Genomic DNA, 15633 nt, shown 5'->3' on the forward strand with positions numbered 1-15633 from the left:
GCGCCTGTTTTCCTCCGGGAACGCCTCCGGGCGCCGTCCGCGTAAACTGGTGGAGACTTTTCCTCTATATAAAGGTGTTTCCCCATGGCCAGTCACGGACGTCCAGGCGCGGTGCGCAAGTTGAAAAAGGGCCCCACCATCGGCACGGGGGGCCACGGTCGCAAGTCCCTCGAAGGCAGGGGCCCCACCCCGAAGGCGGAGGACCGCCCGTACCACAAGGCGTACAAGAATAAGGAGCTGGCCGAACGCTCCGCAGCCAAGCGCGGCGGCGGCAAGAACCCCGGTTCGGGCCGGAAGGGCAAGGCCACCGAGGAAATCGTGACGGGCCGCAACTCGGTGGTTGAGGCGCTCCGCGCGAGCATCCCCGCCAAGGCGCTCCATGTGGCTATCCGCGTCGAGATGGACGACCGGGTCCGGGAGGCGCTCAAGCTCGCCACCGAACGCGGCGTCCCCGTGATGGAAACCGGCAAGCCCGAACTTGACCGGATGACCGAAGGTGCGGTGCACCAGGGGCTGATGCTGCAGATCCCGCCCTACGAATACGCCGATGCGCTCGACCTTGTCGACGAGACGGTGGACAAGTTCAAGCGCGGCCACATTGCGAACGCACCCCTGTTCATCGCGCTCGACGGGATCACCGATCCGCGCAACCTCGGCGCCATCATCCGGTCTGCCTCGGCCTTCAGCGCCCACGGCGTCATCGTGCCGGAGCGGCGTTCCGTCGGCGTGACCGCCTCGGCGTGGAAGACCAGCGCGGGAGCCGCCGTCCGCGTGCCCGTGGCCCGGGTGGGCAACCTCAACTCGGCCCTGAAGTCGTTCAAGGACAAGGGCATCTTCGTGCTCGGTCTAGACGGCGACGGCGACATCTCGCTGCCGGAGCTGACACTCGGCAAGGACCCGGTGTGCCTGGTGGTGGGGTCGGAGGGCAAGGGGCTGTCGCGGCTGGTGCGCGAGAACTGCGACCAGATCGTCTCGATCCCGATCGATTCCGCCATGGAATCGCTCAACGCCTCAATGGCGGTGGGAATCAGCCTTTACGAAATTTCCCGCCAGCGCTCCGCCTGATCGCGCCGAGCTGGATCCCGTCATGAGCATGCCGCAGCAGGCCCCCGTCGCCTCCAGTGAATTCCCGCAGGGGATGCACCGGCTCAAGGGCCGTTTCTCGGATGGCCTTCACGTCAACGCCGCGGTCTGGGCGCCGTCGATCCCTTCGATCGACGTGCACTTTCAGCGGGAGGACGGCCGGTGGGCCTTCGAAACGCTGCCCGGACTCGACGGCGGCGTCCACCACGGGGTGGTGGGCCCGATCCCGGCGGGCGCCCGTTATGGGTTCTGGCCGACCGGCGAGCCGCTGCCCCCGAGTCCGGCCCTCGGGCCGGGACAACTGCTGCTCGACCCGTATGCGCGGGCCATCGAGGTCGAGGAGGCCGGCGGTACCGGGGAGGACCCGGTGTACTTCTCGGTCTTCGTCGAGGAATCCTTCGACTGGGGCGGCTCCTCCCGGCCGCGCACCCCGTGGCGGGACACCGTCATCTACGAAGCGCACGTCAAGGGACTGACGAAGCTGCATCCCGGGATTCCCGAGGAGCTGCGCGGCACCTATGCTGGCCTGGCCCACCCCGTGATGATCGAGTACCTGCTCGAGCTGGGCGTCACTGCGGTCGAGCTGCTCCCGGTCCACTTTTCGATTGACGAACCCCACCTCGGGCCGCTCGGCCTCTCCAACTACTGGGGCTACAACACCCTCGGATTCTTCGCCCCGCACTCGGCCTACGCGACCGCGGCGGCCCGCGCCGCGGGTCCGGCGGCGGTCCTCGCGGAGGTCAAGTCGATGGTGAAGGCGCTGCACGAGGCCGGCCTCGAAGTGATTCTCGACGTCGTCTACAACCACACCGCCGAGGGAGGCAAGGAGAACCCCGCGCTGTGCTGGCGCGGCCTCGGAGACACCGACTATTACCGGCACGACGGCGCCGGACGCTACCTCGACACCACGGGAGTCGGGAACTCGCTGAACTTTTCGCAGCCGAAGGTCGTCGAGTTCGCGCTCGACTCCCTCCGGTACTGGGTTGAGGAGTTCCAGATCGACGGCTTCCGGTTCGACCTCGCCGTGACCCTGGGGCGGGACGAGACCAACACCTACACTCCGCGGCACCCCTTCCTGGTCGCCGTCGGCGCATCGAGCGCCCTGCGGGGAACGAAACTCATTTCCGAACCCTGGGACGTCGGCATGGGCGGCTGGCAGACAGGAAACTTCCCTCAGGGCTGGGCCGACTGGAACGACCGCTTCCGCGACACCGCCCGCGACTTCTGGCTGCGCGACCAGGCCTCGCTGCGGGCCGGAGGGCACGCCGGCTCACCGGCTCGCCTCGCCGACTCCCTGGCCGGGTCGCAGAACCTGTTCCGCCACTCGGGCCGCACCCCGCTTGCCTCAGTCAACTTCGTCACCGCCCATGACGGGTTCACCCTCGCGGACCTCACCGCCTACGACCGGAAGCACAACGAGGCCAACGGGGAGGAAAACCGCGACGGCTCCAACGACAACCGCAGCTACAACCACGGTGCGGAGGGCCGCACCGAGACCGAGGCGATCGTCGCCGCACGGGAGCAGACGGCCCGGAACCTGATGGCCACGCTGCTGATGTCGGTCGGGGTTCCCATGATCACTGCCGGTGATGAGCTCGGACGGACCCAGCGGGGCAACAACAACGCCTACTGCCAGGACAACGAGCTCGCCTGGATCTCCTGGCACCACGACGCCGCGGCGGAACGCATGCTCACCGCCACGCGTGCGCTGCTTCGGATCCGCCGGCGGTTCCTCGCCGGCCAGTCGCCGGCCTTTCCCGGCCGGGGCGCCGACTCGGCGCTGCTGTGGTTCAACGCCTCGGGCCTGCCCATGACTCCGGCCGACTGGGACAACTCGTCCACCCGGGTGGTCCAGCTGATGCTGGCCGATCCGGACGGCCAGGCCGGGGCCCTCATCGCGGTCAATGGATCGACCGTGGACCGCAAGATCCACCTTCCGGCCGCATGGATCCTGCAGGGGCAGGGCCTGGTGGAAGCGAGGGCCACGACCATGGAACTCGCCTTCGATTCGGCCGACCCGGCGCTGCGGCGCTCAGGTGCCCGGTTCTCTCTGGGGGAGTCCGATTCCCTCACCGCCAACTCGGTCGCTGTTTATCTGTGCCAGCGGTACGGGGGCCGTCCGGCCTCCTGAACGGGGTCCGTCAGCCTGACCAGCACACCGACCCAGCCTCGCCAGTGGGCGGGACGCCGGTTTAGGGTGCCTTATGCCCAGCCGCAACGGACTCATTGCGTTGATCCTCAAGGTGGCACTACTGGTTGCCGCCGTTGTCGCCGTGCCCGTCATTGCCCATCAGGACGCGATAACCACCTCGCTATTGCCGTTCCTGGGAGCCGTTGCAGGAGCGACCGCCGTATCACTGCTGCGGGGCTACTTCCGGAGGGGCGACATCCGGCTGCGGGCGGTGCGGGGGCAGGTCGTTGGCTTTCTTCGGTCGGGCGTGAGTGGAGCGGAGGGTGTACCGCGCCGGTGGAAGCCCGGACTTGCGACGCCGTCGGCCGGGCGGCTGGATTTTCAACCCCAGATCGATGGGCGCGGCGATGAATATGGCGAACCGCTCGAACTAGAGGTGATGTCTGTCGGCAGCGAGCGCGACATTCCACTATCCCAGGCGCTTTTCCGGATGGGCCCGACCTGGCGCGTCGTTGAGCTGTCGACGCCCGGGGGAGCGGTCGAACTTGCGGGGCCGGCCCGCGACCTCCGGAAGACAGCAGCGGTTCTGCGGCGGTCCGTCACGGAAACGGGCGGCACCACGTCGACCGGCTGAACGGATCCGCCGGAATGCCGTTCGCCACCAGACCCGGCCGGTCGGTGGCCAGCTCGGGAGCTGCCCACCGACCGGCCGCGGCCACTGGGTTACAGCAGCGCGGGAACTTCCTTCGCAGCTACTTCCGCAGTTGTGCGAGGTTTACCTCGCTGCGCACGGCCTTGAGGTAGCCCTCCGAGTACCCGGTGGCCGTCGGATGCAGGTCATCGGGAGCGGTGAACCCGGTGAAGGTGATCCAGGGATCCGGCGATCCGACGCCGTGTCCGGCAAATTCGTCGACGACGTCCACATAGGTGAAGCCGGCGGCAGCGGCCCGGGACGCGATGACCGTGTTCAACGTGTCGGTGGCGTCATTGAAAAGCTGCTGGGCCACGGCCGGGAACGGGGCCGGGCCGGAGGACTCCGGTGAGAAGAGGTGGGGATAACCGGTCACCACAACCACGGCATTGGGGGCTGCGGCCCGAAGCTGGGCATATGCGGCGTCGAGTTTAGGCGCAACGGTCGTCTGCGCGGCGGCGGAACTCAGCTGGAGCGCCCGGGCGCAGGCTTCAAGGGGCTGGACGGCGCAGGCGCCGGCCACGGTCGAGAAACCGGCGTCATTTCCACCGACCGAGAGGGTCACGAGTTTCGTTCCGGCACCGAGTTTGCCGAGGGCTACAAGCCCTGCAATCTGTTCTGGAACATCGACGGCTCCACCGGGCACCACGGTGGCGGCCGCACCCGCGCAGGTGCCGTTGGCCGTCAGTTCCACCTTTTTGTTCGAATCCAGCACCCCGGGAAGGCCAAGCAGCGACTGGCCGCACGCAGTGTAGGTTCCCGCACCGAAGCCCGAGGCGTAGGAATCACCGAGTGCGACGTAATCGGCGGGGGCCTTGGGTGCCGCGGCGGCCGGAACGGCGGCAGGAGCAGCGGCGAGTGCCACAGTGAGGGCGGCGAGCAGGGAAAAGCGGGTCCTGAGCTGGGTGCGGTGAGTAGTAGTCATGCCCTCAAGCTACTCCGCATACCGCTCCGGCGGTCCTATCTGTCCCGAGCGGTTCATTATTCTGCCGTCGGGCCGGAACGGACGGGGGAAGGCATTCGCCGCGAAGCCGGTCCGGTAGCCGGCGGGTGGGCAGCGCCGCCAGGCGGCGCTGCCCACCGGAGGTCAGGCGTTGACGACCAGCCCGAGTTCGGCACTGGAGGCCAGGGTCGCGTGCCGCGGCAGCACCCGGACCGTGTAGCCGAACGAACCCGAGTGCTCGATCCGGGTGTCCCCGGTGAAGAGGTACCGCCCGCTGCCCAGGTTCTCCGCGACCCGCAGTTCCGCAAGCGTCACGTCGCTGAGCTCGTCGTCACCGGCGGCCCGGCCGTACGCAACCTCCACCGCGACATCGGCGGGATCGAGGTTGCCGAGGGCGACGTAGGCGTTGACCGTGAGCGCGTCACCGATCTGCGGATCCTCGCTCACGCCGAGGGAGTCGACGTGCTCGACCTGGACGGCGGGCCAGCCACCCTGGATGCGGGTGCGCCACGCGGCCGTGCGCCGCGCCAGGGCATACCGGTCCTCGGTGGCGTCCCGGCCGGCCCGCCAGGCCGGCTGGTACAGGTGGCCCACGTAGTCCTGGAGCATGCGCTCGGCCGAGACGGCCGGGCCGAGGGTCGCCATGGTGTGCTTGATCATCGCGATCCACTGGTGCGGAATGCCGTCGTGCGACGGCTCCGACGGGCCGGCCGACCCGGCTGCGGCAGCGGTCACCGAACCGTAGAACCGCGGAGCGACCTGGTTCTCGAGCAGGTCATAGAGCGCCGCCGCCTCGATGTCGTCGCGCTCGTCGGCTGAGGCCCCGTTGTTGGCGGTCGGGATGGACCACCCGTTGTCGCCGTCGTACATCTCATCCCACCAGCCATCGAGCACCGAGAGGTTGAGTCCGCCGTTGATCGCCGCCTTCATGCCCGAGGTGCCGCAGGCCTCCAGCGGGCGCAGTGGGTTGTTCAGCCAGACATCGCAGCCCGGGAACAGAATGCGTGCCATCGCGATGTCGTAGTTGGGCAGGAAGACGATGCGGTGGCGGACCTCCGGATCATCGGTGAAGCGCACCATGTCCTGGATCATGCGCTTGCCCTGCTCGTCCGCTGGGTGGGACTTGCCCGCGACCACGAGCTGGATCGGGTGCTCGGGGTGGAGCAGCAGGGCCTTGAGCCGGGCGGGGTCTCGCAGCATGAGGGTGAGGCGCTTGTAGGTGGGGACGCGGCGGGCGAACCCGATGGTCAGCACGTCGGGGTCGAGCACCGTATCGGTCCACGCCAGTTCGGCGTCGGCGGCTCCGCGCTTCTTCCAGGAGGAGCGCAGGCGGCCGCGGACGTCGTCGACGAGGTTGGAGCGCATGCTCCGCCGCAGCGCCCAGATCTTCTCGTCGGCGACGTCGTACACGCGGGCCCATCGCTGGTCGAGGACCGATTCGGCCCCGAAGTTCTCGCGGGCGAAGTCGGCGATCAGCGGGTCGACCCAGGAGGGGACGTGCACGCCGTTCGTCACCGAGGTGATGGGAACCTCGCTGGTGTCGAAGCCCGGCCAGAGCCCGGAGAACATGCCGCGGGACACCTCGCCGTGGAGCTTGGAGACGCCGTTGGCCCGCTGCGCCAGCCGCAGGCCCATGACGGCCATGTTGAACTTGGCCGGGTCGCCGCCCTCGTAGTTCTCTGCGCCCAGCGCCAGGACCTTGTCGGTCGGCACGGACGGGGCCAGGCCCGCGTTGAAGAAGTGCTCGATCTGCGCCCGCTCGAAGCGGTCGATGCCGGCCGGCACCGGGGTGTGGGTGGTGAAAACCGTGGAGGCGCGGCCAGCGGTGAGGGCCTCCTCCCAGCTCATGGGTGATTCGCTGGCCGAATCCATCAGTTCGCGGATCCGCTCGATGCCGAGGAAACCGGCGTGGCCTTCATTGGTGTGGAACACCTCGGGCGCCGGGGCGCCGGTGAGGCGCTGGAAGATGCGCAGCGCCTTGACCCCGCCCATGCCCAGCAGGAGTTCCTGCTGGAGGCGCTGGTCCCCGCCGCCGCCGTACAGCCGGTCGGTGACGGTGCGCGCCGCCTCGTCGTTGGCAGGCAGGTTGGAGTCGAGCAGCAGCAGCGGAACGCGGCCGACGTCGGCGCGCCAGATGTGCGCGATCAGCTGTCGCCCGTTGGGCAGCGGGAGGACCACGCGTGCCGGCGTGCCGTCCTCCTCGCGGAGCAGAGTGAGGGGAAGCCCGTCCGGGTCAAGCACCGGATAGGTTTCCTGCTGCCAGGCATCGCGGGAGAGCGACTGCATGAAGTAGCCGGCCTGGTACAGCAGCCCGACACCGACGAGGGGCACCCCGAGGTCCGAGGCCGCCTTGAGGTGGTCACCGGCGAGGATGCCGAGGCCGCCGGAGTACTGGGGCAGCACGGCGCTGATGCCGTACTCGGGTGAGAAGTAGGCGATGGAGCGGGGAGCGTCCGCGCCGAGGGACTGGTACCAGCGCGGCTCGGTCAGGTAGCTGTCGAGGTCGGCGCCGAGCTCCTGGATGCGGGCGACGAGCTCCTTGTTGGCTGCAAGCTGCTGCAGGCGCTCGCGCGTCACCGAGCCGAGGAAAGCCACGGGGTCGCGGTTGCTCGCGTCCCAGGCCGTAGGGTCAATGTCCTCGAACAGGCGCGTTGTCGGCAGGTGCCACGACCAGCGCAGATTGCCCGCCAGCTTGCCCAGCGGGGCGATGCTTTCGGGGAGGACGGTTCGGACTGTAAATCTACGGATTGCCTTCACTTTGGTTACGCTAGCGCACTTGCGTTCCACTGGGGAGAAGCGCGCGTAACCGCTTACGTTATCGCCGAAGATATCGTTGTGTTACGCGAAGCCCCCTTAGCATTTCGCCTGAATTCTCGCTAACGTGCTGTGGGTGACCCTATCTAGCGAACTACCACGTCAAGGCACGTATGCGGAAGGGCTGCGGTTCGGCCGCATCCCCATCACGGGCGTCAGCCCGGTCGTCGAGGGCGGCCAATTCCCTGCCAAGGCGGTGCCCGGGGCGGATATCGTCGTCGGCGCGACCGTGTTCCGCGAAGGCCACGACCAACTGGGCGTCTCGGCGGTGCTGTACGACCCGGAGGGCAAGGAAGTGCAGCGGATCCGGCTGCAACCGGTGGGCGCAGGCCTGGACCGGTGGCAGGGGCTGCTCCGCCCCACCGCCGTCGGACTCAACACCTTCACCATTGAGGGCTGGTCCGACCTCTACGGGACCTGGGTCCACGATGCGACGGTGAAGATCGCCGCGAACGTCGACGTCGAACTCATGCTCGCCGAAGGGGCCGCCCTGTTCACCCGGGCCGCCGCCGACCGCTCACCCCGCGACGCAGAAATGTTCCGCCGCACCGCCGCAACCCTTGGGGACACGGCGTTCAGCGTCGAGGAACGCCTCTCGGCCGGCAGCACCCCCGAAATCCTCGATGCGATCGAGCGCGAGCCGATCCGATCCATGGTGACCCCGTCGAAGGCCTACCCCATTCTGGTGGAGCGCGACCGGGCCGGACGCGGGGCCTGGTACGAGTTCTTCCCCCGTTCCGAGGGTTCCGAGTATGACGCCGCCGCAGCCCGGTGGATCTCCGGCAACTTCCGCACGGCCGCCAAGCGCCTCGACGCGGTCGCGGCCATGGGCTTCGACGTCGTCTACCTGCCTCCGATTCATCCCATCGGTGAAACGCACCGCAAGGGCCCGAACAACACGCTCACCGCGGCCCCGGGCGATCCCGGCTCGCCGTGGGCCATCGGCTCCGCCGCCGGCGGCCACGACGCCATCCACCCGGACCTTGGCACCTTCGAGGACTTCGACGCCTTCGTGGCGCGGGCGGCGGAGCTCAACCTCGAGGTCGCCCTCGACTTCGCGCTCCAGGCCTCCCCGGACCACCCCTGGGTCACCGAGCACCCCGAGTGGTTTACGACGCGCGTCGACGGTTCGATCGCCTACGCGGAAAACCCTCCGAAGAAGTACCAGGACATCTACCCGATCAACTTCGACAACGATCCGGTCGGGCTGCCTCAGGAAATCCTGCGGATCGTGCTGCTGTGGGTGGACCACGGCGTGAAGATCTTCCGCGTCGACAACCCTCACACGAAGCCGGTCCAGTTCTGGGAGTGGCTGATCGCGCAGGTCAACGCCAAGCACCCCGAGGTCGTCTTCCTCGCCGAGGCCTTCACCCGCCCCGCGATGATGCACGCTCTGGGGCGCGCCGGGTTCCAGCAGTCCTACACCTACTTCACGTGGCGGAACACCAAGACGGAGATCGAGGAGTACTTCACCGAGATCAGCAAGGTCTCGGCACCGTACTTCCGGCCGAACTTCTTCGTGAACACCCCGGACATCCTCACGGCGTTCCTGCAGTTCGGCGGCCCGGCGGCCTTCAAGATCCGCGCGGTACTTGCCTCGATGGCGAGCCCGCTGTGGGGCGTGTACTCCGGCTACGAGCTGTTCGAGCACGTCGCCCGCCCGGGCGCCGAGGAGTACATCGACAACGAGAAGTTTGAATACCGTCCGCGCGACTACGCGGCGGCCGAGGCCGAAGGGCGTTCCCTGGCCCCGTACCTCACGCGGCTCAACGCGATCCGGCGGGCGCACCCGGCCCTCGGGGACCTTGAGAACCTCGCGGTGCACTCGAGCACCGACTCCGCGACCGTCGTGTTCTCCAAGCACAAGGAGACCGCGGACGGCAAGGACACGCTCATCATCGTGGTGAACGTCGATCCTCACAGCGCCCGCGAGAGCACCGTGTCCCTGGATCTCGACGCCCTGTCGATCGATCCGGCCGACCGAAACGAGGACGGCACGTTTCGCGTCGACGACCTCCTCACCGGTTCGAGCTGGAACTGGGGCGAACATAATTACGTCAGGCTGGACGCCCATGTGGAACCGGCACACATTCTCTATGTCAGGAGGAAGCACTAGTGCCCAACCCCTTCCAACTCAATGCACCCGGACTTGCGCACGACCCCCACTGGTACCGCAAGGCCGTCTTCTACGAAGTACTGGTGCGGGGATTCGCGGACGCCAACGGCGACGGGTCGGGTGACTTCTCCGGGCTGATCGACAAGCTCGACTACCTGCAGTGGCTCGGCGTGGACTGCCTCTGGCTGCCCCCGTTCTTCAAGTCGCCGCTGCGCGACGGCGGGTACGACATCGCCGATTACTACGATGTGCTCGATGAGTTCGGCACCATCAGCGACTTCAAGCGGCTGGTGGCCGAGGCTCACGCCCGCGGCGTGCGCGTCATCATCGATCTGCCCCTGAACCACACCTCGGACCAGCACCACTGGTTCCAGGAGTCGCGCCGCGACCCCGAGGGCCCCTACGGCGACTTCTACGTCTGGAGCGACACCGACGAGAAGTACCAGGACGCGCGCATCATCTTCGTCGACACCGAGGAGTCCAACTGGACCTTCGACCCGGTCCGCCGGCAGTTCTTCTGGCACCGGTTCTTCAGCCACCAGCCAGACCTCAACTTCGAAAACCCGAAGGTTATCGAGGCGATCTTCAATGTGGTGCGGTTCTGGCTCGATCAGGGGATCGACGGGTTCCGTGCCGACGCCATCCCCTACCTCTTCGAGGAGGAGGGCACCAACTGCGAGAACCTTCCCAAGACGCACGAGTTCCTTAAGGACCTGCGCGCCATGGTCGATGAGAACTACCCGGGCCGCGTCATCATCGCCGAGGCGAACCAGATGCCGGAGGAGGTCGTCGAATACTTCGGCGACGAAACCGGGCCGGAGTGCCACATGGCGTTCCACTTCCCGATCATGCCCCGGCTCTTCTACGCGCTGCGGGACCAGAAGGCCGCCCCCATCATCGAGACGATGAAGGAGACGCCGTCGATCCCCGGCGGAGCCCAGTGGGGGACCTTCCTGCGGAACCATGACGAACTCACCCTTGAAATGGTCACCAACGAAGAGCGCGAGGCGATGCTCGGCTGGTACGCGCCGGATTCCCGGATGCGCGCCAACGTCGGCATCCGCCGCCGCCTGTCGCCGCTACTCGACAACTCCCGGGCCGAGGTGGAGCTGATCCACGCCCTGCTGCTGTCCCTGCCAGGCAGCCCGTTCCTCTACTACGGGGACGAGATCGGCATGGGGGACAACATCTGGCTCGAAGACCGGGATGCATCCCGCACCCCGATGCAGTGGAACCCCGACCGCAATGCCGGGTTCTCCACCGCCGACCCGGGCAAGCTCTACCTGCCCGTGGTGCAGTCATTGGTGTACCACTACAACCACGTCAACGTTGAGGCGCAGCTCGCAACCTCCAGCTCGCTCCTTCACTGGATGCGCCAGATGCTTGCGGTGCGGCGTGCCAACCCGGCCTTCGGGCTGGGGGACTACCGCAATGTGCCGACCGAGGCGGAGTCCGTCCTCGCGTTCGTCCGCGAGGTCCACGAGGGCAACTCCGAGGGCGAGCGTCCAGAAGTGGTGCTCTGCATCTTCAACCTCTCCCAGCACCCCGTCGCAGCAAACCTTCACCTGCCCGAATTCGCCGGCAGGGGACTGCGCGACCTCTTCGGCGGAATGCCTTTCCCGGCCTTCGCCGAGGACGGCAATATCACCCTGACCCTTGGAAGCCATGACTTCTACTGGCTCCGCCTGCGATCGGCGAGCTCGAACAGCGCATCGCCCCACACCGCGGCGCTGCCCGTCATACCTATCCCGGAGGCTATTAAGTAATGGGAACCCACACACCGTTTCTTCCTGAAATCCTTACCGAGTGGCTCCCGGCACAGCGCTGGTTCCCGGCCCGCGGCAAGGACATTTCGATCACCGTTGTCGGCGGGACGGTCCTGGACGACCCAACCGGCCAGGCCGCCCTCGAGGTCAACTTCCTCGCCGTCGGCTCCGGCCGGCGCACCGACGTCGTCAACGTCCCGCTCAGCTACCGGGCAGAGCCCCTTCCGGAGGCGGCCTCCGGGCTCCTCGGGCAGATTGAGCATCCGGATCTCGGCAAGCGCTGGGTCTACGACGCCACCCACGACCCGGCATTCGTTGACGCCTGGGTCGAACTGATGCGCGTTTCGGGCGCCAGCGCCGACGGACGCGTGAAGGGCCTGGCCCTCGAGAACCTGCCGGTGCCCACCCCGAAGCAGCCCATCAAGGTGCTGAAGGGCGAGCAGTCAAACACCTCGGTCGTCGTCGGGTCTGGGCCGTCTTCGATGATCGTGAAGTTCTTCCGTGTGCTCGCCGCGGGGAAGAGCCCCGATGTCGACATTTGCGCGGGACTGACGGCCGAAGGTTCAACCGATGTTCCCGCCACCTTCGGCTGGGTCACCGGCGAATGGCAGCTGCCGAACACCGAGCCCGGAAATCACGTCACCGGCCACCTGAGTGTGCTGCGCGACTTCATCGAGGGCAGCACCGACGCCTGGCGCGTCGCCTCCCTGGCCGCTTCGGCGGGCACCGACTTCAGCGCCGAAGCCCACGAACTCGGTGCCCTCGTGGCGCGGATCCACCGGCAGCTTGAGAGCGCGTTTGGCAGCAGCCAGGCCACCGCCGCCGAGCAGGAGGCCTTCAAGGACGCACTCACCCGGCGCATCGAGTGGGCATGGGCCGAGGCAGGCACCGCCGTCGGGCCGCTGAACGAGGATATCGAGGCCGTCCTCGCACAGGTCCGCGCTCTCGACGCGCTGCCCGCCCTGCAGCGGATCCACGCCGACCTCCACCTTGGGCAGATCCTGCGGGCACCGGACGGATCCTGGCTCATGCTCGACTTCGAAGGCGAACCGCTGCGTCCCACCGCCGAGCGGAGCGTCCCCGATGTGCCGCTGCGCGACGTCGTGGGAATGGTCCGGTCGCTCGAATATGCTGCCGCTTCCCGTGGGGCATCGCCCGAAGGCTCCCCGGAGGCACTCGCCGGTGAGCAGTGGGCCGCCGCGGCGACCTCGGCGCTCCTTGCCGGATATGCCTCCGAGGCGGGCAGCGAGGTCGACCCCGTTTCGCCGCTGTTCCGGGCACTTTGGCTCGACAAGGCCCTCTACGAGGTGGTCTACGAACTACGTAACCGGCCCGAGTGGGTCGAAATGCCGGCGCGCGATGTCCGGCATGCCCTGACCGGCCAGCCCTTGGCCGCACCCGTGGGCGCCATGGCGGCCGCAGTTTCCAGCGGTACTCCCGCTTCCTCAGGGGCAGCGGCCGAGCCCCCTGCCGCACCGCCCGCTCCCACCGGGGCCGGATCCGGTGCCGGCTCCACCACCGGCCAGGTTTCCCCTGCGGCGGCGTCGCCGTCGCTTGCCGGAGGTGCAGCATCCGGCGCACCGAAGGGCACGTCCGCGCCCTCCGGTCCGCCGTCGGACCCCACGCCCATCCCCGTGCCGCGGGATGTCCTGCAGCAGGTTTCGGACGGCATGCACCACCAGCCGCACGCGGTGCTCGGGGCGCACCTTGACGATTCCGGGACTGTCACCATCCGCACCCTGCGCCGGCTGGCGCGTTCCGTCGTCGTCGTGACCGGCAGCGGGCGGACGGAACTTACGCACGAGCACAACGGAATCTGGGTCGGGGCCGTCCCCGCGGAATCCCCGGGCCACGTCCCGGATTACCGGCTCGAGGTCGCCTACGGCGGCGAGCCCCAGCTGGTGGATGACCCCTACCGGTTCCTCCCGACCCTCGGCGAGATCGACATGCACCTCATTGCCGAGGGCAGGCACGAAACCCTGTGGACCGCACTCGGCGCCCACGTCCGGCACTACTCCTCGGTGCTCGGAGCGATCGACGGCGTCTCCTTCGCCGTCTGGGCGCCCAGCGCTCGAGCCGTGCGGGTCAAGGCCGACTTCAACGGCTGGGACGGCAGCATCAACGCCATGCGCGCGCTCGGCAGCTCGGGGGTGTGGGAAATCTTCATCCCCGGTGCCCAGGCCGGTGCCGTCTACAAGTACGAGATCCTCGGCAGCGACGGGCAGTGGCGCGAAAAGGCCGACCCGATGGCCCGCGGCACCGAGGTGCCTCCGCTGACCGGTTCGCGCGTCGTCGAGTCACGCTACGCCTTCGAAGACGACGCCTGGATGACCGAACGCGCCTCGAAGGACCCGCACAACGGGCCAATGAGCGTCTACGAAGTGCACCTTGCCTCCTGGCGCGTCGGCCTGAGCTACCGCGACCTCGCGGAGCAGCTCGTCGAGTACGTCACCTGGCAGGGCTTCACGCACGTCGAGCTCATGCCCGTCGCGGAGCATCCGTTCGGCGGTTCCTGGGGCTATCAGGTCACGTCGTACTTCGCGCCGACGTCCCGCTTCGGGCACCCGGACGACTTCAAGTACCTCGTCGACAAGCTCCACCAGGCCGGCATCGGCGTCATTATGGACTGGGTTCCGGCACACTTCCCGAAGGACGAGTGGGCGCTGGCCAAGTTCGACGGCGGAACGCTCTACGAACACGGTGATCCCCTGCTCGGTGAGCACATGGACTGGGGAACGCTGATCTTCGACTTCGGACGCCGGGAGGTGCGCAACTTCCTTGTCGCCAATGCCCTGTACTGGCTCGAGGAGTTCCACATCGACGGGCTCCGCGTCGACGCCGTCGCCTCGATGCTCTACCTCGACTACTCGCGGGAGGAAGGCCAGTGGCGGCCCAACCGCCTTGGTGGGCGGGAGAACCTCGAGGCCATCTCCTTCCTCCAGGAAGTCACCGCGACTGCCTACAAGCGGGCACCGGGCATCGTCATGATTGCCGAGGAATCCACGGCCTTCCCGGGCGTCACCCGCCCCACGAGTGCCGGCGGCCTGGGCTTCGGGCTGAAGTGGAACATGGGCTGGATGCACGACACCCTCCAGTACATGGCGGAGGATCCGATCAACCGGTCCTACCACCACGGCAAGGCGACGTTCTCAATGGTGTACGCGTACACCGAGAACTTCCTCCTCCCCATCAGCCATGACGAGGTAGTGCACGGCAAGGGCTCCCTCCTGCGGAAGATGCCGGGGGATCGCTGGCAGCAGCTGGCCAATGTGCGCGCCTACCTTGCCTTCCAGTGGGCGCACCCGGGCAAGCAGCTGATCTTTATGGGATCCGAGTTCGCCCAGGAGTCCGAATGGGCGGAACAGCACGGCCTCGACTGGTGGTTGTGCGATACCCCGCCGCACCGCGGTGTGCAGGAACTCGTGCGCTCGCTCAACACGGTGTACCGGGAGACCCCGGCGATGTACGCGCGGGACAACGAGCCGGCCGGCTTCCAGTGGATCGATGAGAACGACGGCGGACGCAACACGCTCTCCTTCATCCGGTGGGACCACCAAGGCAACCCGCTCGTCTGCGTAGCCAACTTCGCCGGCGGCCCGCACGAAGGCTTCCGCGTCGGCCTGCCCTGGGCGGGGGAGTGGGCCGAGGTCCTCAACACCGACGCGGAGCAGTTCGGTGGGTCCGGGGTCGGAAACGGTGACATCACCGCCATCGAAGGTGGGCACAACGGACAGCCCGCACACGCGGATCTGCGCGTTCCGCCCTTGGGTGTCCTGTACCTGGCGCCCCGGACCGCCAAGGCGTAGCCGCTTATCCAGCCTCCGCCGGGCCTTACCGAGGTCCGGCGGAGGTTTACATTCAGCGCTCAAGGGTGCTAGTGTTTATATCCGCGCTGATCGAAGTTCTCGGTCGGATGGCGACCACAAGAACGGTTGGGAACGGGATCTGCTGATCCCAAAATCCAGCCGGTTGGGGGTCCAGCTGGAAGCAGCCGGAACGGTGGAAACCAGCCGATTTGCGGGGATGGTCGGGTGCGGGTAGGCTTGTAAAGTTGCTCCGGAGCGAGGATGGCCTGGTTTTGTCGGGTTG

8 protein-coding genes are annotated in these 15633 nt (G+C 67.6%); 6 read left to right on the forward strand and 2 right to left on the reverse strand.

All coding sequences use genetic code 11. The annotated features are described in order from the left end of the window. The first annotated feature begins 84 nt into the window (after positions 1-84). The 3 genes from rlmB (at position 85) to I6N91_RS07900 (ending at position 3848) form a co-directional block, all read left to right on the forward strand. Positions 85-1065 carry a 23S rRNA (guanosine(2251)-2'-O)-methyltransferase RlmB gene (gene rlmB, locus I6N91_RS07890; RefSeq protein ID WP_198812027.1) on the forward strand — a complete coding sequence of 327 codons (981 nt, stop codon included), beginning with the start codon at positions 85-87 and terminating at the stop codon, positions 1063-1065. A gap of 22 nt (positions 1066-1087) precedes the next feature. Continuing rightward, the gene (glgX, locus tag I6N91_RS07895) at positions 1088-3214 is read left to right on the forward strand and encodes a glycogen debranching protein GlgX (RefSeq protein WP_198812028.1); all 2127 of its coding nucleotides are present in this window, start codon (positions 1088-1090) and stop codon (positions 3212-3214) included. Between the two features lie 73 nt (positions 3215-3287). Then, on the forward strand, positions 3288-3848 hold the full coding sequence (locus I6N91_RS07900; RefSeq protein ID WP_198812029.1) for a hypothetical protein: 561 nt from the start codon (positions 3288-3290) through the stop codon (positions 3846-3848). 118 nt (positions 3849-3966) lie between these two features. On the opposite strand, the gene I6N91_RS07905 is transcribed toward I6N91_RS07900, so the two are convergent. Together I6N91_RS07905 and glgP are read right to left on the reverse strand one after the other, a co-directional pair. Continuing rightward, a complete protein-coding gene (locus I6N91_RS07905) occupies positions 3967-4830 on the reverse strand; it encodes an SGNH/GDSL hydrolase family protein (protein ID WP_198812030.1) in 864 nt (287 codons plus the stop codon). A gap of 162 nt (positions 4831-4992) precedes the next feature. Next, positions 4993-7605 carry an alpha-glucan family phosphorylase gene (glgP, locus tag I6N91_RS07910; protein ID WP_198812031.1) on the reverse strand — a complete coding sequence of 871 codons (2613 nt, stop codon included), beginning with the start codon at positions 7603-7605 and terminating at the stop codon, positions 4993-4995. A gap of 133 nt (positions 7606-7738) precedes the next feature. Between glgP and I6N91_RS07915 the strand changes: the two genes are divergently transcribed. From I6N91_RS07915 to glgB, 3 genes are read left to right on the forward strand one after another with little or no spacing between them, the layout of a single operon-like run. Further along, entirely contained in the window at positions 7739-9778 is a 2040-nt protein-coding gene (locus I6N91_RS07915; protein WP_198812032.1) for an alpha-1,4-glucan--maltose-1-phosphate maltosyltransferase, read from the forward strand. After that, on the forward strand, positions 9778-11544 hold the full coding sequence (treS, locus tag I6N91_RS07920) for a maltose alpha-D-glucosyltransferase (RefSeq protein WP_198812033.1): 1767 nt from the start codon (positions 9778-9780) through the stop codon (positions 11542-11544). Before I6N91_RS07915 ends, treS begins: the two co-directional genes overlap by 1 nt. Next, on the forward strand, positions 11544-15350 hold the full coding sequence (glgB, locus tag I6N91_RS07925) for a 1,4-alpha-glucan branching protein GlgB (protein ID WP_198812034.1): 3807 nt from the start codon (positions 11544-11546) through the stop codon (positions 15348-15350). The genes treS and glgB overlap by 1 nt, the downstream gene beginning before the upstream one ends. Positions 15351-15633: the final 283 nt, after the last annotated feature.

The sequence above is a fragment of the Arthrobacter sp. MSA 4-2 genome, from assembly GCF_016405885.1.
Taxonomy (GTDB): domain Bacteria; phylum Actinomycetota; class Actinomycetes; order Actinomycetales; family Micrococcaceae; genus Arthrobacter_D.

Coding starts and splice junctions, on each gene's coding strand:
- rlmB (WP_198812027.1), top strand. CDS start 85: ATGGCCAGTCACGGACGTCCAGGCGCGGTGCGCAAGTTGAAAAAGGGC.
- glgX (WP_198812028.1), top strand. CDS start 1,088: ATGAGCATGCCGCAGCAGGCCCCCGTCGCCTCCAGTGAATTCCCGCAG.
- I6N91_RS07900 (WP_198812029.1), top strand. CDS start 3,288: ATGCCCAGCCGCAACGGACTCATTGCGTTGATCCTCAAGGTGGCACTA.
- I6N91_RS07905 (WP_198812030.1), bottom strand. CDS start 4,830: ATGACTACTACTCACCGCACCCAGCTCAGGACCCGCTTTTCCCTGCTC.
- glgB (WP_198812034.1), top strand. CDS start 11,544: ATGGGAACCCACACACCGTTTCTTCCTGAAATCCTTACCGAGTGGCTC.